Here is a 21,653-nt window from a genome sequence, read left to right on the forward strand (position 1 = left end):
AGGATGGGGCTGTTGCTGTTGCTGTTGCTGTGGCTGTGGCTGGGGCTGTGGCTCTGGCTGTGGCTGGGGCTGGGGCTGTGGCTGTGGCTGGTGCTGTGGCTGGGGCTGGGGCTGGGGCTGGGGCTGGGGCTGGGGCACATTGTGCCCGGCAAGTGCGGGATGATCTTGCGCATCAGTTGGAGGGGCAGCAAGCGGCGCGCTCGGTGGGGGCAACGCCGCAGGTTTCGCCGCTTCCGGCGCTTTACGTTCACTGCGGGAGCGTTGACGGGTACGCAGCGTTTCGGCCAGCTTCCATTCAGTTGTATTCGGAAAGCGGATCCAGATGCTGGTCCAGGCATTGCGCCGGATTCCACCGACGGCGTTGGCAAAGCCGCTGGGCGAGACTGCCCGCCCTTCGTAAAGAATGGCATCGCCCTCGACCATGCCGTGATGGTTTTTTCCATTGAATACGGTGCGCAGCAACGTGCCATCGGGCAGGAACAAATGCTTCCATTGGTAACCAGAATTTGCCGACTTGGGCAGCGCGTCAGGATGGTGGCGCCAGACCCACTCCTCGACCGCCTCGGCGACGATTTCCCAGTCCTCCTTTTCGAAGAAGCTTCTGACCGAGACCAGGCTTAGTTGCTTGTGGATATGTTGCGAAACGGGGATCTCGGCGTAGACGGCTGGGTGATGGCGTTTCATGGCTTTTCTCCTGTTATTCCGATTTGGCCGCATATTGGCCCGGCATTGCACGATAGGGACACGCACCCGCGCGATAACTGCGCGACTCGGTCTGAGAACTGCGCGACTCGGTCCGGCAACTGCGCGACTCGGTCCGGCAACCGCGCGACTCGGTCCGGCAACTGCGCGACTCGGTTCTACAACAGCACGACTTGATCCTGTGCCAACGCCGCTTTTTTTCGACAGCGCCAGCCTGTACTTAGTTAGACACGCAAACCGCGTATCGTTCAGTTTCATGCTTAGCGCGAGAGCGATCGCATGGCGGGCGGGCGGTGACGGGTGACTTTCAAGGGGATTCGCGGCGCTATCGGGCCATGTAGGGTCGAACCGGGTGAAATGGGGCATTTTGGGCGAGCGGCACCTTCTGGACGCCCCCCGGACAGCGGCGCGGAGGCCGGGGCAACTTGGTGAAGGGCAAGATTCGGCATGGTTGGCATCCCCACCCATCCCGCTTTTTTACCGCTCATCAAGCACAAGCTACCACTCGTTTTTCCGCCGTTCCCCCTTGCCGGCGCCCGCCCTACTCTGGTTGCATATAACAAACCGGAGAGCGTCATGCTATCGATCAAGCACCTCAACAAAACCTACGCCAACGGCGTGCACGCCACCAACGACATCAGCCTCGAGATCCCCACCGGCCTGTTCGGCCTGCTCGGCCCGAACGGCGCCGGCAAGTCGTCGCTGATGCGCACCATCGCCACCTTGCAGGACCCGGACAGCGGCAGCATCCATTTCAACGGCGTCGACGTGCTCAAGGACAAGGCCGGCCTGCGCCGGCAGCTCGGCTACCTGCCGCAGGACTTCGGCATCTATCCCAAGGTCAGCGCGCTCGAGCTGCTCAACCATTTCGCGATCCTCAAGGGCGTGACCGACCGCGGCGAGCGCAAGGAGATGGTCGAGGGCCTGCTGCACCAGACCAACCTGTGGGAGGCGCGCAAACGCGGGGTGGGCAGCTATTCGGGCGGCATGCGCCAGCGTTTCGGCATCGCCCAGGCCCTGCTCGGCGCGCCCAAGCTGATCATCGTCGACGAGCCCACCGCAGGCCTCGACCCCGACGAGCGCAACCGCTTCCTGAACCTGCTCGCGCGCATCGGCGAGCAGGTGGTCGTGATCCTGTCGACCCACATCGTCGAGGACGTGACCGACCTGTGCCCGCGCATGGCCATGATCGGCAAGGGCAAGGTGCTCATCGAGGGCGAGCCGCGCACCGCGATCGAGGCCATGAAGCACCAGGTGTGGCGCCGCAGCGTCGACGACGCCGACCTGCCCGCCTACCAGCGCGACTTCACGGTGCTGTCGACCCGCCTCGTGGCCGGCAAGCCGCAGATCAACGTGTTCGCGAGCGAGCAGCCGGACGCCGGTTTCGTGATGGTCGAGCCCGACCTCGAGGACGTCTATTTCCTGCAATTGCGCGCCGCGCAGCCCGCCCAACCAGCAGCCTGAGGAAACGACCATGTGGCAAGAATTCTTCCGTTTTGACCTGCGCTACCAACTGCGCCAGCCGCTCCTGTGGCTGACCGCGCTCGCGCTCTCGGCCATGGCCTTCATGAGCGCCGGCAGCGACGCCTTCCGCATCGGCGGCGCCATCGGCAACGTGCACATGAACGCACCGGTCGTCATCGCCAACCAATTGGCCGTGCTGAGCATCATCGCGATGTTCCTGGTGACGGTCTTCATCGCCGGCGCCGTGCTGCGCGACCGCGAGGTAGGCATCGCCGACATGCTGTTCGCCACGCCGATGCGCAAGACCGACTACCTGGCCGGCCGCTTCCTGGCCGGCTTCGCCGCGTGCCTTGCCATCTTCGGCCTGATCACGCTGGCCATGATGCTCGGCTCGCGCCTGCCCTCGATCGACCCGGCCCGCCTCGGCCCGTTCTCGCTGCACACCTACGCCTGGGGCTTTTTTGTCTTCGTGGTGCCCAACCTGCTGTTCGTCGCCGCGCTGCTGATGATGCTCGCCGCCACCACCCGTTCCATGATCCTCGTCTATGTCGGCGTGCTCGCCTTCCTGGTGCTGTGGGGAGTCGCGGGCGTCCTCGCCGGTGACAACCAGGCCTCGCTGGCCGTGTTGCTCGACCCGTTCGGCGTGCGTGCGCTCAAGCAGGCGACCCGCTACTACACGAGCGCCGAGTCGAACGCGCTGTTGCCGCCGCTCGACGGCCTGCTGTTGATCAACCGCCTGGTCTGGGGCGCGGTCGCGCTCGCCCTGTTCGCCGCCACCGTCGTCTGGTTCAAGCCGCAGCGCGCCGACACCGGCCGCGCCTGGTTCAAACGGCGCAGCAAGCCGGCCGCGGCCGGCCCTGCGGCACGCGTCACCGCCACGCGCCGCATCGCACCGCGTTTCACCGGCTCGACCGCATGGGCGCAATGGCTCGCGGTGCTGCGCTTCGACGCCAAGGGCGTGATCAAGAGCATGCCGTTCCTGGTCATGCTGCTGCTGGCCGTGGCCAACTTCGTCGCCAACTACACGATCGGCGGGATGCGCTTCGACAGCGCGCCCTACCCCCTGACGCGCCTGCTGCTCGAAGAGCTCGCCGGCGGCATCAATTCGGTGCTCGTGATCGTGCTCATTTTCTACAGCGGCGAGCTCATCTTCAAGGAACGGCAAGTCAAGATCAGCGACGTCAACGACGCCATGCCGGTGCCCGACTGGGTGCCCCTGACGGCCAAGGCCGCCGCGCTGGTCGCCGTCATCTTCGCCTTTTTGTTCACCGGCGTGGCCGCCGCGCTCGTGATCCAGTTGGCCAAGGGCGGCGCGCCCGTCGAAGCCATGCTCTACCTGCAAGGCACGCTGATCAACTCGGTCTACTTCATCCTGATGGCGCTCGCGATCCTGGCCCTGCACACGATCACCAACAACAAGTTCCTCGGTTATGCGCTGGCGATCGTGCTGTTTTTGTCGAACACCATCCTCAACGGCATGCACCTCGAACACAAGCTCTACAGCTTTGCCGCGCTGCCGCCGCTGACCTACTCCGACGTCAACGGCTACGGCCACTTTTTGAAGGGCTGGTCGTGGTTCGCGTTCTACTGGGCGCTGTTTTGCGTGGCCCTGCTGATCGTCGCACAAGCCTTCTGGCAACGCGGGCTGGCGCAAAGCGGACGCGCCCGCATCGGCGCGGCGCTGCGCAAGCTGCGCGGCAAGGCCGGCCTCGCATTGGCCGTGAGCATGGCGGCGTGGGCGGTCACCGGCGGTTGGATCTTTTACAACACCAACGTCCTCAACCGCTACCAGGCGAGCGACGTGGTGCTTGACGACCAGGCCGACTACGAAAAGCTGTACCGCAAAACGCTCGCCCTGCCGCAACCGAGCCTGACGAGCGTGCGCGCCGACGTCGCCATCTTCCCGGCCGAGCGGCGCGTCACGATCAAGGGCCACTACCTGCTCAAGAACAAGACCGCCGCCGCGCTCGACACGCTGCGCGTGCAAACCGACGTCAACACGGAAACGACGATCGACCAGATGCCGGCGCATAAAGTGCTGGTCGACGACAAGCGCTTCGGCTTTCGCGTCCTGCAGCTGGCCGCGCCGCTGGCCCCGGGCGCCACGCTCGCGCTCGACTTCACGGTCGAGGTGCGCAACCCCGGCTTCACCAACGGCGGCGCACCCGGCCAGATCAACCACAACGGCACCATGTTCGCGTCGGAGAATTTCTTCCCGACCCTCGGCTACGTGCAGGCGCGGGAGATCGAAGACCGCAACGAGCGCCGCCAGCGCGGCCTCGACGACACGCACCGCATGCCCAAGCTCGAAGACCAGCAGGCGCGCAACAGCAACTACTGGAAACTGTTTGGCTTCGACGCCGACCTGATCGATTTCGAGACCACCGTCTCGACCAGCGCCGGCCAGACCGCGATCGCGCCGGGCCGCCTCGAAAAGCGCTGGAAAAAAGACGGCCGCAACTATTTCCAGTACAAGATGGACCGGCCGATCCTGCCGTTCTTCTCGTACCAGTCGGCCGCCTGGGAAGTCAAGAAAGCCGCATGGAACGGCCTGCCGATCGAAGTCTATTACGACAAAAAACACGCCTACAACATCGACAGCATGGTCAAGGGCACCCAGCGCGCGCTCGACTATTACACCGCCAACTTCGGCCCCTACCCGCACAAGCAGGTGCGCATCCTCGAGTTTCCGCTGTACCTGCCGTTCGCGCGCAGTTTCCCGGGCACGATCCCGTTCTCGGAGTCGCTCGGCTTCATCTCCGACATGCGCGACCCGACCGCCGTCGACCACGTGTTCTATGTCACGGCGCACGAGATCGCGCACCAGTGGTGGGGCGACCAGGTCATCGCCGCCAATGTCCAGGGCAGCGGCATGCTCAACGAGTCGCTGGCCGAGTATTCCGCCCTGATGGCGCTCGAGAAGGAATTCGGCGCCGAGAAGGTGCGCCACATCCTGCGCTGGGACATGGACCAGTACCTGGCCGGCCGCGCCGGCGAATTGGTCGAGGAACTGCCGCTGTTCCGCAGCGAGGGCCAGATGTACCTGCACTACCGCAAGGGCAGCCTGGTCTTCTACCGCCTGCGCGAAGAGATCGGCGAGGCCGCGCTCAACCGCGCCCTGAAAGGTTTTCTCGACGCCAACCGGTACCAGACCTCGCCCTACCCGACCAGCCTCGACCTGCTCGCCTTCATCCGCGCCGAAGCGCGCCCGGACCAGCAGGACTTGATCACCGATATGTTCGAGAAGATCGTCATCTACGACAACCGCGTTCTCGAGGCGCACGCGCGCCGGCGCGGCGACGGCAAGTGGGACGTCACGGTCAAGCTGAGCCTCGCCAAGATCGAGGCCGACGGCAAGGGCAAGGAAAGCGCGCGCAAGTACGACGAGGCGGTCGACATCGGCGTGTTCGCGCGCGCCGCCGGCGCCGGGGAGAAGGATGAACGCGTATTGCACCGCAAAAAGGTGCTGCTGCCGGCGGGCGAATCGACCATCACCATCACGGTCGCCGAGAAGCCGTACGACGTCGGCGTCGACCCCTACAACCTGCTGATCGACCGGGTCGCGGCCGACAACCGCAAGCCGGTCACGCTCGCCAGGTAGGATTCCAGGCGGGATTGCAGGCAGGATTAAAGGCGGTTGACCTGCTTGAACTCGGCGGCGCGGCGGCGCGACATCGGCACCTTGATGTCGTCCTTGAGCGTCATCACCATGCCGCCCGCCGGGCCCGGCGCGATGTCGACCACGAACTTGAGGTTGACGATCTGGCGCCGGCTCACCCGCATGAAGCTGTCGGGGTCGAGCTTGGCCTCGAGCTGGTTGAGCGAGCGCAGCAGCAAGGGCCGGTTGTTGTCGAAATACACGCGCGTGTAATTGCCCTCCGATTCGAACAACACGATCTGCTCCATCGCGACGAACCAGCAGCGCTCCCCATCCTTGATGAACACCTTGCCGTCGGCGCCCGCCGGCCGCTCCTTCGGCGCGTCGGACTGGCGCTGGTACTTGAGCAGGGCGTGGGCCAGCCGCGGCGGCTCGATCGGCTTGAGCAGATAGTCGAGCGCGCTGACGTCGAAGGCCTTGATCGCGTAGGTGTCGAAGGCGGTCGTGAAGATCACCGCCGGCGGCGCGTCGAGCGCGGCGAGCAGATCGAAGCCGCTGCCGCCCGGCATCTGGACGTCGAGGAAAATCAGGTCCGGCGCCAGTTCGGCGATGGCCTCCAAGCCATCGCGCATATTGGCGGCCTCGCCGATGACGACCACCTCGGGATGGGCCAGCAGCAGGCGGCGCAGCTCGTAGCGCGCCAGCCGTTCGTCGTCGATGATCAGTGCTTTCATGCGGTTTCCTGTGGCAGCGTGATGCGCGCGACCACCCAGCCGTCATGCGCCGACAGGGTGCAGGTCGCGCGCGGGCCGAACAGCAACGCGAGCCGCTTCGAGGTGTTGACCAGGCCAAGCCGGGTCGAGGCGCTGGCCGCGGCCAGTTGGCCCTGGTTGGCGATGCTGATCTCGACCATGTCGTCGACGCGGCGCGCCGCGATGCGCAGCTCGCACACCTCCATGCTGCGCTCGACGCCATGCTTGACCGCGTTCTCGACCAGCGTCTGCAATGCCATCGGCGGCAGCGCCACCTCAAGCAGCGCGTCGGGCACATCGACCGTCAGATGCAATCGCTCGTCAAAGCGCAGCTTCTCCATCCCGAGGTAGGCGTCGACGGCGGCCAGCTCGTCGGCCAGGCGCACGGTGTCGGCCTGGCCCGCCTGCAGGCTGTGGCGCATCATGCCGGCGAGCTGGCCGACGGCGCGCGCGGCCGCGGCCGCGTCCTGGTAGATCAGCGCGCGGATGCTGTTGAGGCTATTGAAGAAGAAATGCGGGTTGATCTGCGCCTGCAGCGCGCGCAGCTCGGCGTCCTTGACGCTCACTTCGAGCTCGAGTTTTTCGAGCTCGAAGCGGGTCGCGCGCCGGCGCGACTGCGCGAACGCGTAGCACAGCGTCCATACCAGGAACACCCCGAACCACAAAAAGAAAACCGCCACCACCAACCGCGGCACCGCGTCGGGCTCGTCGGTCAGGAAGCGCCCATCGCGGAAGATCTGGTCGGACAGCACCAGCACGCCCGTCTGCACCAGCGCCAGCGCCAGCAGCCACGCGAGGAAGCGCTTGACCGGAAAGGCACCGCTGCCGTGCAGCCAGCCGCGCTCGCGCAAATGCAGGCGCCACCAGTGCGACAGGGCGAAGCCGAACACCATGCAGGTGGTCTTGGCGGCGGCGAAGCGCAGCACCGAGTCCCAGCTGCCGGCGGTCGACGACCACACGTTGAACACGGTCAACGCGCCCCAGCCGCCGAGCTGGCACAGCCAGTAGGCGCGCTCGACGCCGGCGTCGGCGACGGCGGCGCGCTCGGCGTCGGCCGCGCCGCCGTTCAATCCTGCTGCTTGGATTCCTTGCATGCTCTAGGTCACTTTTTCTTCAACAGGTCGAGCAGCGCCACGACGCTGGTCGCCACGCCGGTCTTGATCGAAACGTCCGGCACCACCTTGAACAGCGGGCTGTGGTTGCTCGGGACCGCGGTGCCGCTGCGCGCGGCCTGCGCCATCTCGGCGGCGCTCGTGCCGCCGACGCGGAAATACACGCTCGGGATGTAGGGATTGCTCGTGAAGTTGACGAAGTCCTCGGCCCCCATCCCGCCGCGCTTGTATTCCGTGCTGAAGATGTCGCCGCCGAGCTTGTCGCGCCATACCGCCTTCAGGCGCTCGCTGAGCGCGGGGTCGTTCAGGACGGGCGGGGCCGGATCATCGGTGACCTTGATTTCGGGAAGCATGTTCTCGGCGATGCCGGCCGCGCGCGCGGTGTTGAGCGTCACCCGCGTGATCGCCTTGAGCAGCAGTTCGCGCGCGGCCACGCTTTCCGAGCGCACCGTCAACTCGAGTTTGGCCGTGTCGGAGATGATGTTGCCCTTGGTGCCGGCGTGGAAGGAGCCGACCGTGATCAGGCCGGGCTCGCGCGGCGACAGCTCGCGCGAGGTGATCGTCTGCAGCGCCATCACGATCTGCGCGCCGATCACCACCGGATCCTTGCCCGTGTGGGGCGCGGCGCCATGGGCGCCAAGCCCGTGCACGATGATCTCGAGGCTGTCGACGCCCGAATACGGCGCCTCCGAGACATCGATCGTGCCGGCCGTCAAACCGCTCGCCACATGCAGCGCCAGAGCGAAATCGGGCTTGCCGAAGCGCTGCCACAGGTTGTCGCTCATCATGTCGCGCGCGCCGCCGATGCGCTCCTCGGCCGGCTGCGCCAGCAGCATCAGCGTGCCCGACCATTCGGCGCGGCGCCCCGCCATCTGGCGCGCTGTGCCCACCATGCTGGTCATGTGCACATCGTGTCCGCAGGCGTGGCTGACCGGCACCTCCCTGCCGCCGTCGTCCTTTTGCGTCACTTTCGAGGCGTAGGACAGACCGGATTTTTCCAGCACCGGCAAGCCGTCCATGTCGGCGCGCAGCATCACCATCGGCCCCGGGCCGTTCCTTAGGATCGCCACCACGCCCGTCTTGCCCACGCCCCCGGTCACCTCGAAGCCGGCCGCGCGCAGCTCCCCGGCCATGCGCGCGGCCGTCTTGAATTCCTGGTAGGACAGCTCGGGATTGCGGTGCAGATGGTCGAACAGGGGGGCGAGGTGGGCATCGTAGTCGCGCGCGATCGCTTTGCCCAGGGCGGTGTCGGCGGCGCCGGCCATGGCGGCGGGCAGCGCGAGCGCCGTCAAAAGGAGGAATTTATGCACGGCGGCTCCACAAGGCTATGAGAGCCGCAAAAATATCACTTTCTAAACGGAAAGGACAGGATCATTTTTCTGGCGGCCGGCGCAATGCCCGCGGCGGGCGATAGAAGGCCGTTGGTGGCGCCGATGGCCTGCGCTTCAAAAGCCGACCCGGTTGTATTTGTTCGCATTGCGCATATGCGATTGCTGGTTGCTGCCGGGCTGGCCGAACGCTTCGATGCCGCGCGCGTAGCCATACTGCCACTGCGCGTCGATATGCTCGACGTAGGTCGCGTGGCTGCCGGGCATGACCAGGCGGATCCGGTTGTGCCGCCACGACAGCAACTTCTGCATGCCGCGCGTGCTCAGGACCCGCTCGACGTCGGAGGTGTCGACCCAGACGTCGGCATGTTGCGCGTGGATGTGGCGCAGGCGCGCGTTGCCGTCGATGCCGAGCACCGTGCGCAGCGCCGGAATCGCGAGCGCGCGGTTGAATTGCGACTTCATCTCGATGGTCACGCTGTCGGCGAGGCGGTGCGCGAGCTCGATCGGAAACAGGTCGATCACGCCGCCCATATAGTGTCCCGAGCTGTGCGTGTGGCAGCGGAAGTAATACATGTCCGAAATCGAAATGCGCACCGCGTCGGCAACCGGCATCGCGACGTCGAGCCGCAGCGGCGCCTCGATCGCGTTGTCGCCCCATTCGGGTACGCTTAGCGGCGCGACCGCGCCGTCGAGCAAGGCGGCGCTGCGCGGGTCCGTGAACACGGTTTCGGCGAACAGTTTGCGCCCGCCCCGCAATTGCCCGACCTCGTCCGGCGAGAAAAGTATCTTGCCGCCAACGATCGCGAGCGCGACCTCGCTGTCGCCTTGGCGCGGCGGCAGCGGCAGCTGCGCGGGGATGTCGAAAAAATAGTCGTCGAACAGATCGGGAATCCGCGCCGCGCGCCCGGAGCTGAGGTGGCGCTTGATGGCATGCGCAAACGAGCGGCCGATCGCCGCCTTCGGGGTCGATCGCAAGCCGCACATGAAAGCGTACATTTCGGGCGAGCTGACCCATTTCTTGCGCTGCGCGTCGTCGGGCAGCGCCGCGATCACGGCGGCCGCGATCGAACCGCCGCAACTGGCCAGCAACACATCGGGCGCCTTGCCCGACTCGACGGCCGCCGCGTACATGCCCAGGTAATAGCTGAAACGGAAGCCGCCTCCCGCCATGACCATGCACCGCCTGTATTTTTTTGAATCTGCCATAGGCAGGAATCATGCCTCACCGTCCGCCTGGCAACAAGGATTTCAGTCGATGGCCTTGCCGGCGCGCGGCGCAGCGTCCCGCGCCCAGCTGCCGGCAGGCGGGCAAGGTCGCGACCGCGTCGTCAGACACCGTTCCGCACGCGTTTTCGCTTACCTCAACGGAATACGGCCGCAGAGTAGTATTACTACAAAGTATTTCTTTTTGTGCGCTTTCCTACTACTATGCATGCAGAATCGCCATGAAGACGCAGTCCGCAATAGGTAGCTTGAATACAAATAGGAGACGAACATGGAATTTTGCACCAAATTTGGAAAGGCGCTCGCGTTGACGCTGGTCTTGGGCGCCTCCTGCGGCGCGGCCGCCGCGCACACGCCACCCCCGGCCCCGCAGGCCCCGGGCGCGGCCGCCCCGATGACCCATCCGGCCTGGACCCACGACGCCAACATTTACGAAGTCAATATCCGGCAATTCACCAAGGAGGGCACCTTCAATGCCTTCGCCACCCACCTGCCCCGGCTAAAAAAAATGGGGGTCGACATCTTGTGGCTGATGCCGGTGCAGCCGATCGGCGTGAAAAACCGCAAGGGCACGCTGGGCAGCTACTACGCCGTGCGCGACTACACGGCCGTCAATCCCGAGTTCGGCGACATGGACGACTTCAAGCGCATGGTCGGGCAGGCCCACCGACTCGGCATGCGCGTGATCCTCGACTGGGTCGCCAACCACACGGCGTGGGACAACCCCTGGGTCACCGCGCACGACGACTGGTATAAAAAAGACGCGAAGGGCGAGATTTTCCCGGTCACCTTCACCAACGGCGGCGAGCCCGAGTATTGGACCGACGTGGTCGCGCTCGACTACACCCGGCCGGCGCTGTGGAAAGGCATGACCGAGGCGATGGCGTTCTGGGTGCGCGAAACCAATATCGACGGCTTCCGCTGCGACGTCGCCGGACTCGTGCCGACCCCGTTCTGGAACCAGGCGCGCGCAGAACTGGACAAGATCAAGCCCGTGTTCATGCTGGCTGAATGGGACGAACCCGGCCTGCACGATCAAGCCTTCGACATGACGTACGACTGGAACCTGTCCGGGCTGTTCAAAAGAATCGGCAAGGGCGAGGCCGACGCGCGCGACCTGGCCGCCTATCTGGACAAGCCGGCCAAGGCGTATCCGCGCCACGCCTACCGCATGTTGTTCACCAATAACCACGACATCAACTCCTGGCAGGGGACCGACAAGGAGTTGTACGGCCCCGCCTACCAGGCCATGGCGGTGCTGGCGGCCACCCTGCCGGGCATGCCGCTGGTCTACGGCGGGCAGGAATCGGGGCTCGACAAGCGGCTGGCGTTCTTCGAAAAAGACCCGATCGCCTGGAACGGCTACCCGCTCGAGAAGTTCTACATGGGCCTGCTCGGGCTTAAAAAGGCCAATCCCGCCCTGGGCAACGGCCAGTACGGCGCCCCTGCCGAGGTGCTCGACACCGGCAACGTCAAGGTGTTCGCGTTCCGCCGCGCGCAGGCCGGCAACACGGTCACGGTGGTGGTCAACGTCTCGGCGGGCAAGCAGGGCTACACGCTGCCGGGCGCCAAGCCCCGCACGCTGGAGCCATGGTCGTGGCGCATCGCCGCGGGCAGGTGAGACTGGACAAGTGGGACTGGACAAGTGGGACTGGACAAGTGAGACTGGACAAGTGAGACTGGACAAGTAGCTAGGATTCGCCTATTTTGATTCCTGCTGGCATTTTCATGCCAGAAAGAACATCAAAAGGGCGAACACCATGCATGCGGACGAGCGCATCGACATTGTCTATCTGTGGGTCGACGGGGCCGACCCGGCGTGGCAGGCGCGGCGGCGCAAGGCGCTCGGCCTGGGCGCGCCCGAGCGGCCCGCGCCGCACGGCGACGTGCAGGGCCGCTACCGCGACAACGGCGAGTTGCGCTTCAATTTGCGCGCGCTTGAGCGCTTTTTCCCCACCCACGGCCATGTTTTCATCGTCACCGACGGCCAGACGCCATCCTGGCTGCGCCCGTCCGAGGGCTTGAGCATCGTCGACCACCGCGCGCTGATGCCGGCGGCAAAGCTGCCCGTGTTCGACTCGGGCCACATCGAATCGTATCTGCACCACCTGCCCGGGCTGGCCGAGCGCTTCATCTATCTCAACGACGACGTGTTTTTCGGCGCGCCCGTGGACCCGGCCGTCTGGTTCGGGCCGGCCGGCGTGGCGGTGTTCCGCGAACGGGCGAACGTGCCGGCCTATGCCGGGCCGCAACCGTTCGAGAGCGCGCTGGTCAACGCCTCGCTGCTGTCGCAGGCCTGGTTGTCGGCGCGCGACCCGCTCTACCGCCACGTGCCGCGCATCTTCGCGCACTCGCCGCGGCCGATGCTCAAAAGCGCCCTGGACGAGCTCGAATCGGCGGCGCCGGAGTTGTTCAGCCAAGTGCGCAGCAGCGTGTTCCGCTCGTGGGCGGTTCCGCCGCTGCTGCCCGACCTGGTGCCGCGCTGGCTGCTGCACACGGGGCGCGCGCTGGAACTGGAGAACAATGGCATGTATCTGCGCACGGGCGCCGCCGACGCGGCGCGGCAATTTGAACAATTGCGCGCGAGATTCGGCCGCCTGCCGTTTTTTTGCATCAACGACACGAGCGACGAGGCCGCGCCCGACGCGCCCGAACTGCTTCAGGTGGGCCAGAACCTGGCGCGGCTGCTGCCGGCGCCGTCGCGCTTCGAGCGCGCAGGCGTTTGCAGTGTGAGGCGGCGTACCGCGCCTTACGCGTGCGCGACCACGGCGGCGGCCGACATCAGGTCGTCAATCAGCGCCAGCGCGTTTTTGCCCGACATGCCATGCGGGTTGAGCTCGGCGCACTCCGAATAGCGCAGCAGCGTGGCGCGGTTGACCTTGCACAGATTGGCCTGGCCCATGGTCCAGCCCGAATAACGTCGCTCGTCGATCTCTTCGTAGTGCAGCAAGATCACATCGCTGTGGCGGGCGTCGCCGAGGATTTTCGCGTACAGGCCGTTGACGGCGTCGCGCCCGCCCTCGAGCACCTGCATGAACACCTTGTCGGTATGGCACAGCACGCCCGTGATGCCGTGCGGCGGATTGAATTCGCGCGACTGCCGGGTGATCTCTTGGACCGTGTCGCAGATGGTGTCGCCGGCGATGCGGCTGGCGTACAGGAGTCGGACAAGCATGATGTTCTCTCTCGTGTTCAGTATGGGGTTGGCCTAACGCTTGATCAGCGACAGGAATTCGCGGCGCAGGGCGGCGTCCTTGAGGAAGGAGCCGTGCATGACGCTGTTGATCATCTTGGCGTCCATGTCCTTGACGCCGCGCCACTGCATGCAGAAATGATCGGCCTCCATGACCACGGCCAGGCCGTCGGGCTGCATTTTGTCTTGCAGCACGTCGGCCAGCTGCACCACCGCCTCCTCCTGGATTTGCGGACGGCACATGATCCATTCGGCGATGCGCGCGTACTTGGACAGGCCGATCAGGTTCGAATGCTCGTTCGGCATGACCCCGATCCAAACCTTGCCGATGATCGGGCACAGGTGGTGTGAGCAGGCGCTGCGCACGGTGATCGGGCCGATGATCATGAGTTCGTTCAAGTGCGAGGCGTTGGGGAATTCGGTCACCGCCGGCATCGGCACGTAGCGCCCGCTGAAGACCTCGTTGATGAACATCTTGGCGACCCGGCGACCCGTGTCCTGGGTGTTGTGGTCGCTCACCGTGTCGATCACCAGGCTCTCGAGCACGCCCTGCAGTTTGGCCGTCACCTCGGCCATCAGCAAGTCGAGCTCGCCCGGCTCGATGAAGCGGGCGATGTTGTCGTTGGCGTGGAAGCGGGTCTTGCTCGCCATCAGGCGCGCGCGAATGCGCTCGGACACGGGAACGCTGACGGGTTTGAGTAGGTTGGTCGAATCGGTAGACATGCCACATTTCCAAATAAAAGTTTAGTGCGGTTCCAGTGCGTTTGCAACGCCGTAAGGGTCCCATCGTACCCGAATTTCCGGTTCGCCAATGAAAGCCGTTTATTTCCCGGCGCATAGAAAAACAGGGGACCACGGCGTGCCGTTGTCCCCTGTCCGGTTTGTTCCCGATTCAAGCGGCCCGTCCCGGGCCGGCCCTTACCAGCTCAGCTTGACGGTGTATTTACCGCTCGTCGCGCCCGTGCCGCCGCTGTAGTACTTCACCTGCACGAAGCGGGTGAAGGTCGAGGTGCCGGTGTTGGTGACGACCACCGTGTCGGTGGCGCCGGCCCCGTTCTCGCTTTTGCTCAGCAGCGTGCCCGCGCTGTTGTACACGAACAGGTCGTAGTCGGCGGTGGAGGCGCCCGGCACCATGGTCGAGGTCAGCGTTTTACCGGCCGGCAGTTGCACCGAGAAGTAGTCGGAATCGGTCGTCGAGCCCATGTTGCCGAGCACCGTGGTGCCGCTGGTGGCGACCGGGTCGGCGCTGGCGGTGGTGTTGTTGGACTCCGACTCGTTCATGGTCAGGACCAGCGGCGAGGCCGAATTGACGGCGGCCAGCGCATCGACGATGCCGGTGCCGCAGCCGGAGCAGGTGGCCGGGAAGGCGCGCGTGGTCGACTTGAGCTTGCTTTCGACCTCGGCCACCGTCAGCGCGCTGTTCTTCGACAGCATCAGCGCGGCCACGCCGGCCACGTGCGGCGCCGCCATCGAGGTGCCCTGGAAGAACGCGTAGTTGTCCGACGCCGGCGCGGTGGTGCCGCTGTTGAGCGTCGACAGGATGCCGTTGGCGTTGACGCTGGTGTCGCCGCCGGGGGCGGCCACGTCGACCACGGAGCCGTAGTTCGAATACCAGGCGCGCCCGCCGGAGCGGTTGGTCGCGGCGACGGTCGTCACGCCGACGCAGTTGGACGGGTTGAAGCCGCCGGCGTCGCTGTTGTCGTTGCCGGCCGCGACCACGATGATGGCGCCGCGCGAGCGGGCGCTGTTGATCGCGTTCTGGGTGGTGGTGTCGCACGCGCCCGAGCCGCCGAGCGACATGTTGATCACGCGCGCCGGATTGGCGTTGGCCGGCACGCCGGTCACTGCGCCGCCGGCCGACCAGATGATCGCGTCGGCGATGTCGGAGGTGTAGCCGCCGCACTTGCCGAGCACGCGCACCGGCACCACTTTGGCGTTGTACGCCACGCCGGCCACGCCGACGCCGTTGTTGGTCTTCGCCGCGATGGTGCCGGCCACGTGGGTGCCGTGCCAGCTCGAGGACTGGTCCGAGGTCGGCTGGCCGCCGCCGCAGCCGCCGGCGGTGACGGCGTCGCCGGTGTCGCTGGCGTCGGTGTCGCGGCCGTTGCCGTCATTGGCGATGGCGGCGGTGCTGATGAAGTCGTAACCCTGCAGGAACTGGCCGCTCATGTCGGCGTGCGGGCGGTAGCCGGTGTCGATGACGGCGACCTTGACGCCGGTGCCGGTGGCGGCGTCCCATGCCGCTGGCAGGCGCAGGCCGCCGGCCGTCTCGAAGTAGTGCCACTGCTCGGCGTAGCGCGGATCGTTCGGCGTGAACTGCTTTTGCATCATGCGGTCCGGCTCGGCGTACTCGACCGAGGCGTCGCCCGCCTTCAGTTCGGCGGCCAGCGCGGCCACGTCGGCGACCGACATTTTTTTGCTCAGCTGGAACACGTTGGCGCCGGTGGCGATCGCGTGCAGCGCGCGCATCGTCACACCGTGGCTCTGGCCGGCGCGGGCGGCCTTCGCCATGCGGTCCTTGGCAACGGCCGGCACATTGGCCGCCCGCTTGCCGCTCGGGGTCGCGTCCTTGTATTTGACGATCAGTCGGTCGGTATCCTGCTGGTAGTTCTTCGACGCGGCGTTGGCGTGGAAGTCGGGGACGCCCGCGACCGCGACCAGCGGGCCGGCGGTGATGACCGCCGCTGCACAAAACTTCAAAAATGACGGGTACGTAAGTTGCGTTTGCTTCATTTCGTTCCTCAATTTTCCGATAAAAATTTTATGAAGGAAGACGCGGGCGGATCCACCGTAGTCTGCCGTTTATCCCTGTTTTTCAGGGGCACGCTTTTTTAAGCGGGCTGTGCAATGTACGCCGAAAATGGGCGCCGGAAATATGTTTTGAAACAATTTTGCGCCTTTACAACAGTCTCATTTTAGACATTTTACCTGACAGGAATCACAACTTTCCATGGGTGTAACTACTTGAATTCTAAAGTGGTTTCCTTGGGCACACACTCGTTCCGAACGCGCAGGCCGGGCGCGGCGCAAGCGGTGACCGCAAGGGCCGTGGATTTAAGAATTCACGTTTGGTCAAGCCAAGTTGAAACACCGCTGCGCGCCGGGCGCGCAAGCGCTTGCCGGGCGGCGCGGCGCGAGCGCGGCATGGGTCGGTTTCCGGTCGTACGTCGCATAAAGATTGCGCTATCGGGGTCAGACCCCGATAGCGCAAGCTGTTGCGCGGGACATCGCCGGGATGGCGGCCGGCAGCGCCGTCGCCCCCTTGCCAGGACGGAAATTTGCGACGCACCGCGGGCCCCGCCGGGCGCGCTACAATAGACCGTCCGCGCATCCGCGCGGCCCTGCCGCCCCGGGGACCGGGCAAGCCACCTGCCCATGAATATCACGCTCGCATCACCCTCGCTGCCCGAGGCCGTCGCACTCATCGCCGAACTCGACGCCTACCAGCTCACCCTGTACCCGCCCGAAAACGTGTTCTCGACCGACCTCGCGGCGCTGCCCGCAGACGCCGTGCTGTTCGCGCTCGCGCGCGACGCCGGCGGCGCGGCGGTCGGCTGCGCGGCGCTGGTGCTCACGCCCGCTTACGGCGAACTCAAACGGATGTATGTGCGCCCCGGCCAGCGCGGCCGGGGCGTGGCGCGCAAACTGCTCGCGCTGCTCGAGGCGCAGGCGCCGCTGCGCGGCTGCCGCCTGCTGGCGCTCGAAACGGGCCCGCTGCAGCCCGAGGCGATCGCCCTTTACCAGGACCTCGGCTACCGGCTGACAGGCCCGTACGGCGACTACGCCGAGGACCCGCTGAGTGTATTTATGCAAAAAAGTATATAGGGCAAAAATGCGCGCGCACACGCTTTGACGCGCCCCGCATCAGTTAACCCATGTATGATTGACCCTTAATTCGCGTAAGGAACCATCATGAACCAACGCCGCTCTTTCCTCAAAAGCTCAGTAGTTATCGCATCGGCAATGGGTGTGCCCGCGCTCGCGCGCGCCGCCGTCGCCCAGCCCAACGAACGCATCCTGCGCCTGTACAACACGCACACCGGGGAAACCCTCAAGAGCGTGTTCTGGGCCGAGGGCCAGTTCGTGCCCGACGCGCTCGCCGACATCAACCACCTGCTGCGCGACCACCGCAACAACAAGATCGCGCCGATGGACCCGCAACTGCTGGTCCTGCTCGAGCGCATCAGCGGCAAGCTCGGCAAAGACAACCTGGTGCACATCATTTCGGGCTACCGTTCGCCGGAATCGAACCGGCTGCTCGCCGAGCGCTCCAACGGGGTCGCCAAGCACAGCATGCACCTCGAAGGCAAGGCCATCGACGTGCGTATGCCGGGCCGCGCGCTCGCCAGCGTGCACAAGGCCGCGCTGAGCGCACGCTCCGGCGGCGTAGGCTACTACCCAAGTTCGCAGTTCGTCCACCTCGACACCGGCCGCTTGCGCAACTGGTAACAAGCTGCCACGCGCCGGCAACGTGCCGGCAACTGGCTGCCGAACTGGCTGGCGAACTGGCTGGAAACAACGCGGCAACGGGCCGGAAAATGACCGGCAAGAAATGCGACACCGTGGCGCGCACCCCGCGCGGCTACTTCTGAAACACCACAGGCAGGCCGACCGCGGCGGCCTGCGCCACCCGGCGCGCATCCCAGTTGCTCAGGCGGATGCAGCCGTGGGACTTGGTCCTGCCGATTTTGCCCGGCTGGGCCGTCCCGTGAATTCCAAGATGCCTTTTTGATAATGCAATCCAGACCACGCCCACCGGGTTGTTCGGTCCCGGCGGCAGCGTGGCCGGACGATCGTTCGGACCGGCGTCCCAGAACAGGCGCGGATTGTAGCGGTAGCTCGGGTCGTGCGCGATCGCCGTGACCGACCATGTGCCCAGCGGCAGCGGGTCGCGCGGGCCGCCCATGGTTACGGGGAACTGCGCGAACGTGGCGCCGTGCTCGTCTTGCAGCGTCAGCGTGCCGTCCGAGCGGTCGACCACGATCCGTGCCGCCGCCGGCAACACGGCGGCCGGGGCCACGTTAGGCACCACGATCGCGGCGCCGGCGCGATCGAGCCGCCGGCCGGGATTGAGCGCGCGCAGCAAGGACGGGCTCGCGTGGAAGCGCTCGCCGAGCGCCTCGGCCGCGCTGGCGTAGCCGAGGGCGCGCCGGCGCGCCTTGGCCGCCATGCCCGCGGGCACGGGGCGGTACGGTCCGGCCGCGTCCGCCGCGCTGACGGTGTAGTGGACCAGCAGCGGCGCCGTGTCAAGCTCGAGCTCGGCCACGGTGGCCGCGTCGAGCGCGCCGGTGGCCGGCAACTGGCGCGCGTTCTGGAACGCCGTGAGCGCCAGGGCCAGCTTGGCGCCGCCGCGGCCGTCGATTTCGCCGGCCGGGAAATTGGCGCGGTCGAGCAGGATTTTGGCGCGCAGCACGGGGCTCGCCAGTGTCGCGTCGGCGGCATCGGCGGCTTCGGCTTCGGCTTCGACGGCGGCGGCGGCGACCGACGGCGCCGCCTCGTCCACCCAGGCTTCGGGCGCCGTCCGCGGCGCGTCCTGCGCAGGGCCTGAAACCGGACCCGACAACAGTGCCAATAAAATAAGACGATTCATGCGGCCAGCTTAAATCGCGCCCCGCCGCGCCCTCTGTGCGACAACTCACCATGCGGCCGGATTGACACGTGCGCCACAAAAACGCGGCCCGCGCGCCAGTTTCAACATTAAATTGGCATGCGTACCCAAGTTTTGTAATTGGTGCATCATTTCTTAGTTACAATTACCAATGCGCGCTTGCGCAATGACACGGATCGAACGCATGCGCGCAGCGGCAACTGGTACCATTTTCGACGTCGGCGGGATGAGCCCGTGCTAGACGGCCGCCTGTCGCTGACCACGCCCGAGGGCGTGCGCCTGCTGCTGACCCCCGCCGGCCCCTACCTGCGCGCCGGCGCCTGGGCCCTCGATTTCGCGCTCTGGGTCATCTTCATGGTCGGCGTGCGCGCCGTGCTGCCCTTCAGCAAACTGTTCGACGGCCTGTTTTTGCTGCTCTTGTTCCTCAGCTACTGGGGCTACCCGATCGTGTGCGAGGTGCTGTGGCACGGCCAGACGCTGGGCAAGCGCGCGGCCGGCATCGCGGTGCTGCGCGCCGACGGCCTGCCGGTGCGGGTGCGCGAATCGGCGCTGCGCAACCTGCTGCTGGTGGCCGACTTCATGCCCATGTTCTACCTCAGCGGCCTGGCCTGCATGCTGATCGACCCGCGCTTCCGGCGCCTAGGCGACATCGTCGCCGGCACCCAGGTGGTGCACGTCGAAAAGCCGCGCAAGCGGCGCCCGGCCGTCGCGGCCGAGCCGCTGGCGCTGCCGTTCGCGCTCAGCCTCGCCGAGCAGCGCACGCTGGCCGACCTGTTCGAGCGCGAACACGGGCTGCCGGCCGAGCGCATGGACGAGCTGGGCACGCTGGCCGCGCCACTGACCGGCTGCGAGGGCGGCGCCTCGATCGAGCGCATGCGGCGCTACGCCGCCGGACTGGCCCACTGAGGCGGCCCCGATGAAACAAACCCAATTCGAAGCCGCGCACGCTGAGCTGTGGAGCGAGATCGGCGCCATCCTCGGCCCCGATCAACCGAACGCGCACGCGCTGCCGGGGCTGTACCGGCGCCTGTGCCAGTGCCTGGCGCTGGCCGACCAGCGCGCCTACTCGCCGGCGCTGACCGACCACCTGCAGAAGATGGTCGCCGACTGCCACCGCCGGCTGTACGGGGCGGTCGCCGCGCGCCCCAACAACGTCGTCACGATGCTGCGCTTCGATTTTCCGCGCCGGGTGCGCGCCGAGTGGCGCCTGCTGCTGTTCGCCTCGCTCGCGTTCTGGGGCGTGGGGCTGGCCACCGGCCTGCTGGTCTGGCTCGAGCCGCACTGGGCCTACAGCTTCATGTCGTCGCGTGAACTCGACGACGTGCGCCGGATGTACGCCGCGGCCGACTTCAACGACGGGCGCGGCGGCGAGGGCGACGTGCTCATGTTCGGCCACTACATCTGGAACAATGTGTCGATCGGCTTCCGCACCTTCGCCGGCGGCATTTTCGGCGCCCTCCCCGCGCTGCTCAGCCTCGGCTTCAACGGCATGCACATCGGCGTGGTCGGCGCCTGGCTGGGCAAAGACCCGCAGACGTCCCAGAATTTCTGGTCGTTCGTGATCACCCACGCCAGCTTCGAGGTCACCGGCCTGGTGCTGTCGGGCATGGCCGGCATCCGGCTTGGCCTGACGGTGATCAAGCCGGGCCGGCGCAGCCGCGGCCACGCGCTCGCGCTCGCCAGCAAGGACATGTTCCCGGTTATCGCCGGCGCCGCCATGCTGACGGTGCTGGCCGCCTTCGTCGAGGCGTTCTGGTCCGCCAGCGCGGTGGTCCCGCCCGGCGTCAAGTTCGGCGTCGGCGGCCTGTGCTGGTTGGCCGTCATCGCCTTTTTCGCCTTCGCCGGCCGCGCGCGGAACTGAGGGGCGCGCCGATGCAACTGGATAAACTGCAAATCGAACTGCGCCCGCGCACCAACGCGCAGGCGCTCGACCTCGGCCAGGCGCTGCTGCGCTCCTGCGCCGGCCCCGCCTACAAGGCCTGGCTCGCGCTGTGGTTGCCCGTGATCGCGCTTGCCGCCGCGCTGACCGCGCTCGTGCCCGAGGCGCTCGCCCTGTGGATGCTGCTGGCCTTGTGGTGCAAGCCCTTGCTCGAGCGCGCCCCGCTGTACGTGCTCTCGCGCCAGGTGTTCGGCGAGTCGGTGACGGGGGGCGAGGCGGTGCGCGCGTGGCCGCGCCAGCTCGGCGGCGGCTGGTTCGCCCTGCTCACCTGGGGCCGCCCGCTCGCGCTTGGCCGTTGCCTGATGCAACCGGTGTGGCAGCTGGAACAGGCGCGCGGCAAGGCCGCCCGCCTGCGCCGCAAGGTGCTCGGCCGCAATGGCACCATGCAATCGGCCGTCCTGTTCGGCCTGGTTTGCCTGTGCTTCGAGGCGGTGCTCGCGCTGGGCGCGCTGGCCCTGCTGGGCAGCTTCCTCGGCGAGGGCGCCAATCCACTGAAACTGCTGTTCGGCAAGTCCCCCTACGTGCCCGGCCTGGTATTGGCCGGCTTCGCGCTCGCCACCGGCATCATGGGGCCGGTCTACACCGCGGGCGGCCTGACCCTGTACCTGAACCGGCGCGCCACGCTCGAGGCATGGGACATCGAGATCCGGCTGCGCCAGATCAGGGCGCCGGCGACAACGGCGCGCGCGCGCGGACCCGCCGGCGCGGCGCTGGCGCTGGCGCTGGCGCT

The 21,653-nt window shown here is 66.5% G+C and carries 18 protein-coding genes; 9 read left to right on the forward strand and 9 right to left on the reverse strand.

The window, feature by feature from the left end:
• Positions 1 to 684, reverse strand: a 684-nt coding sequence (locus tag C7C56_RS29010) for a hypothetical protein (RefSeq protein ID WP_181373254.1), incomplete at its 3' end; no start/stop codon positions are given.
• 594 nt (positions 685 to 1,278) lie between these two features.
• Here C7C56_RS29010 and C7C56_RS19360 point away from each other — a divergent pair.
• Positions 1,279 to 2,166 carry an ABC transporter ATP-binding protein gene (locus tag C7C56_RS19360; protein WP_106759010.1) on the forward strand — a complete coding sequence of 296 codons (888 nt, stop codon included), beginning with the start codon at positions 1,279 to 1,281 and terminating at the stop codon, positions 2,164 to 2,166.
• Positions 2,167 to 2,176: 10 nt separating this feature from the next.
• Positions 2,177 to 5,767, forward strand: a complete 3,591-nt coding sequence (locus C7C56_RS19365) for a M1 family aminopeptidase (protein WP_106759011.1) — start codon at positions 2,177 to 2,179, stop codon at positions 5,765 to 5,767.
• 26 nt (positions 5,768 to 5,793) lie between these two features.
• Here the strand turns inward: C7C56_RS19365 and C7C56_RS19370 are convergent, their stop codons facing one another.
• The 4 genes from C7C56_RS19370 to C7C56_RS19385 all read right to left on the reverse strand — a co-directional run bounded on the left by C7C56_RS19370 (position 5,794) and on the right by C7C56_RS19385 (position 10,135).
• A complete protein-coding gene (locus tag C7C56_RS19370) occupies positions 5,794 to 6,498 on the reverse strand; it encodes a LytR/AlgR family response regulator transcription factor (protein ID WP_106759012.1) in 705 nt (234 codons plus the stop codon).
• Positions 6,495 to 7,610, reverse strand: coding sequence for a sensor histidine kinase (locus C7C56_RS19375; RefSeq protein ID WP_106759013.1), 1,116 nt, complete (start codon positions 7,608 to 7,610; stop codon positions 6,495 to 6,497). The genes C7C56_RS19370 and C7C56_RS19375 overlap by 4 nt, the downstream gene beginning before the upstream one ends.
• An 8-nt stretch (positions 7,611 to 7,618) precedes the next feature.
• Complete coding sequence (locus tag C7C56_RS19380; RefSeq protein ID WP_229458872.1) at positions 7,619 to 8,938, reverse strand: amidohydrolase; 1,320 nt, start codon at positions 8,936 to 8,938, stop codon at positions 7,619 to 7,621.
• 135 nt (positions 8,939 to 9,073) lie between these two features.
• Positions 9,074 to 10,135, reverse strand: coding sequence for a patatin-like phospholipase family protein (locus C7C56_RS19385; protein ID WP_106759014.1), 1,062 nt, complete (start codon positions 10,133 to 10,135; stop codon positions 9,074 to 9,076).
• A 319-nt stretch (positions 10,136 to 10,454) separates the two neighbouring features.
• Between C7C56_RS19385 and C7C56_RS19390 the strand changes: the two genes are divergently transcribed.
• Entirely contained in the window at positions 10,455 to 11,804 is a 1,350-nt protein-coding gene (locus C7C56_RS19390; protein WP_229458873.1) for an alpha-amylase family glycosyl hydrolase, read from the forward strand.
• Positions 11,805 to 11,943: 139 nt separating this feature from the next.
• Positions 11,944 to 13,038 (forward strand): stealth family protein, encoded by a 1,095-nt coding sequence (locus C7C56_RS19395; protein ID WP_106759015.1) that lies wholly within the window; start codon positions 11,944 to 11,946, stop codon positions 13,036 to 13,038.
• Here C7C56_RS19395 and C7C56_RS19400 read toward each other — a convergent pair.
• The 3 genes from C7C56_RS19400 to C7C56_RS19410 all read right to left on the reverse strand — a co-directional run bounded on the left by C7C56_RS19400 (position 12,933) and on the right by C7C56_RS19410 (position 16,109).
• Entirely contained in the window at positions 12,933 to 13,358 is a 426-nt protein-coding gene (locus C7C56_RS19400; RefSeq protein ID WP_106759016.1) for a BLUF domain-containing protein, read from the reverse strand. The genes C7C56_RS19395 and C7C56_RS19400 overlap by 106 nt on opposite strands.
• Before the next feature lie 33 nt (positions 13,359 to 13,391).
• A complete protein-coding gene (folE, locus tag C7C56_RS19405) occupies positions 13,392 to 14,099 on the reverse strand; it encodes a GTP cyclohydrolase I (protein ID WP_106759017.1) in 708 nt (235 codons plus the stop codon).
• A gap of 195 nt (positions 14,100 to 14,294) precedes the next feature.
• Positions 14,295 to 16,109: a S8 family peptidase gene (locus C7C56_RS19410; protein ID WP_106759018.1), complete on the reverse strand. Its 1,815-nt coding sequence runs from the start codon at positions 16,107 to 16,109 to the stop codon at positions 14,295 to 14,297.
• A gap of 642 nt (positions 16,110 to 16,751) precedes the next feature.
• Here C7C56_RS19410 and C7C56_RS19415 point away from each other — a divergent pair.
• Positions 16,752 to 17,201: a GNAT family N-acetyltransferase gene (locus C7C56_RS19415; RefSeq protein ID WP_106759019.1), complete on the forward strand. Its 450-nt coding sequence runs from the start codon at positions 16,752 to 16,754 to the stop codon at positions 17,199 to 17,201.
• 87 nt (positions 17,202 to 17,288) lie between these two features.
• Complete coding sequence (mepK, locus tag C7C56_RS19420) at positions 17,289 to 17,825, forward strand: peptidoglycan L,D-endopeptidase MepK (protein WP_106759020.1); 537 nt, start codon at positions 17,289 to 17,291, stop codon at positions 17,823 to 17,825.
• A gap of 133 nt (positions 17,826 to 17,958) precedes the next feature.
• Here mepK and C7C56_RS19425 read toward each other — a convergent pair whose 3' ends face one another.
• Positions 17,959 to 18,879 (reverse strand): L,D-transpeptidase family protein, encoded by a 921-nt coding sequence (locus tag C7C56_RS19425; protein WP_229458874.1) that lies wholly within the window; start codon positions 18,877 to 18,879, stop codon positions 17,959 to 17,961.
• A gap of 339 nt (positions 18,880 to 19,218) precedes the next feature.
• Between C7C56_RS19425 and C7C56_RS19430 the strand changes: the two genes are divergently transcribed.
• The 3 genes from C7C56_RS19430 to C7C56_RS19440 form a co-directional block, all read left to right on the forward strand.
• On the forward strand, positions 19,219 to 19,890 hold the full coding sequence (locus tag C7C56_RS19430) for an RDD family protein (RefSeq protein WP_181373256.1): 672 nt from the start codon (positions 19,219 to 19,221) through the stop codon (positions 19,888 to 19,890).
• A gap of 10 nt (positions 19,891 to 19,900) precedes the next feature.
• Positions 19,901 to 20,845, forward strand: coding sequence for a stage II sporulation protein M (locus C7C56_RS19435; RefSeq protein ID WP_106759023.1), 945 nt, complete (start codon positions 19,901 to 19,903; stop codon positions 20,843 to 20,845).
• Positions 20,846 to 20,856: 11 nt separating this feature from the next.
• On the forward strand, positions 20,857 to 21,653 hold a 797-nt coding region (locus C7C56_RS19440), incomplete at its 3' end, for a hypothetical protein (RefSeq protein ID WP_219933193.1).

Origin of the sequence: Massilia glaciei (assembly GCF_003011895.2) — a bacterium.
Classification (GTDB): domain Bacteria; phylum Pseudomonadota; class Gammaproteobacteria; order Burkholderiales; family Burkholderiaceae_D; genus Telluria_A; species Telluria_A glaciei.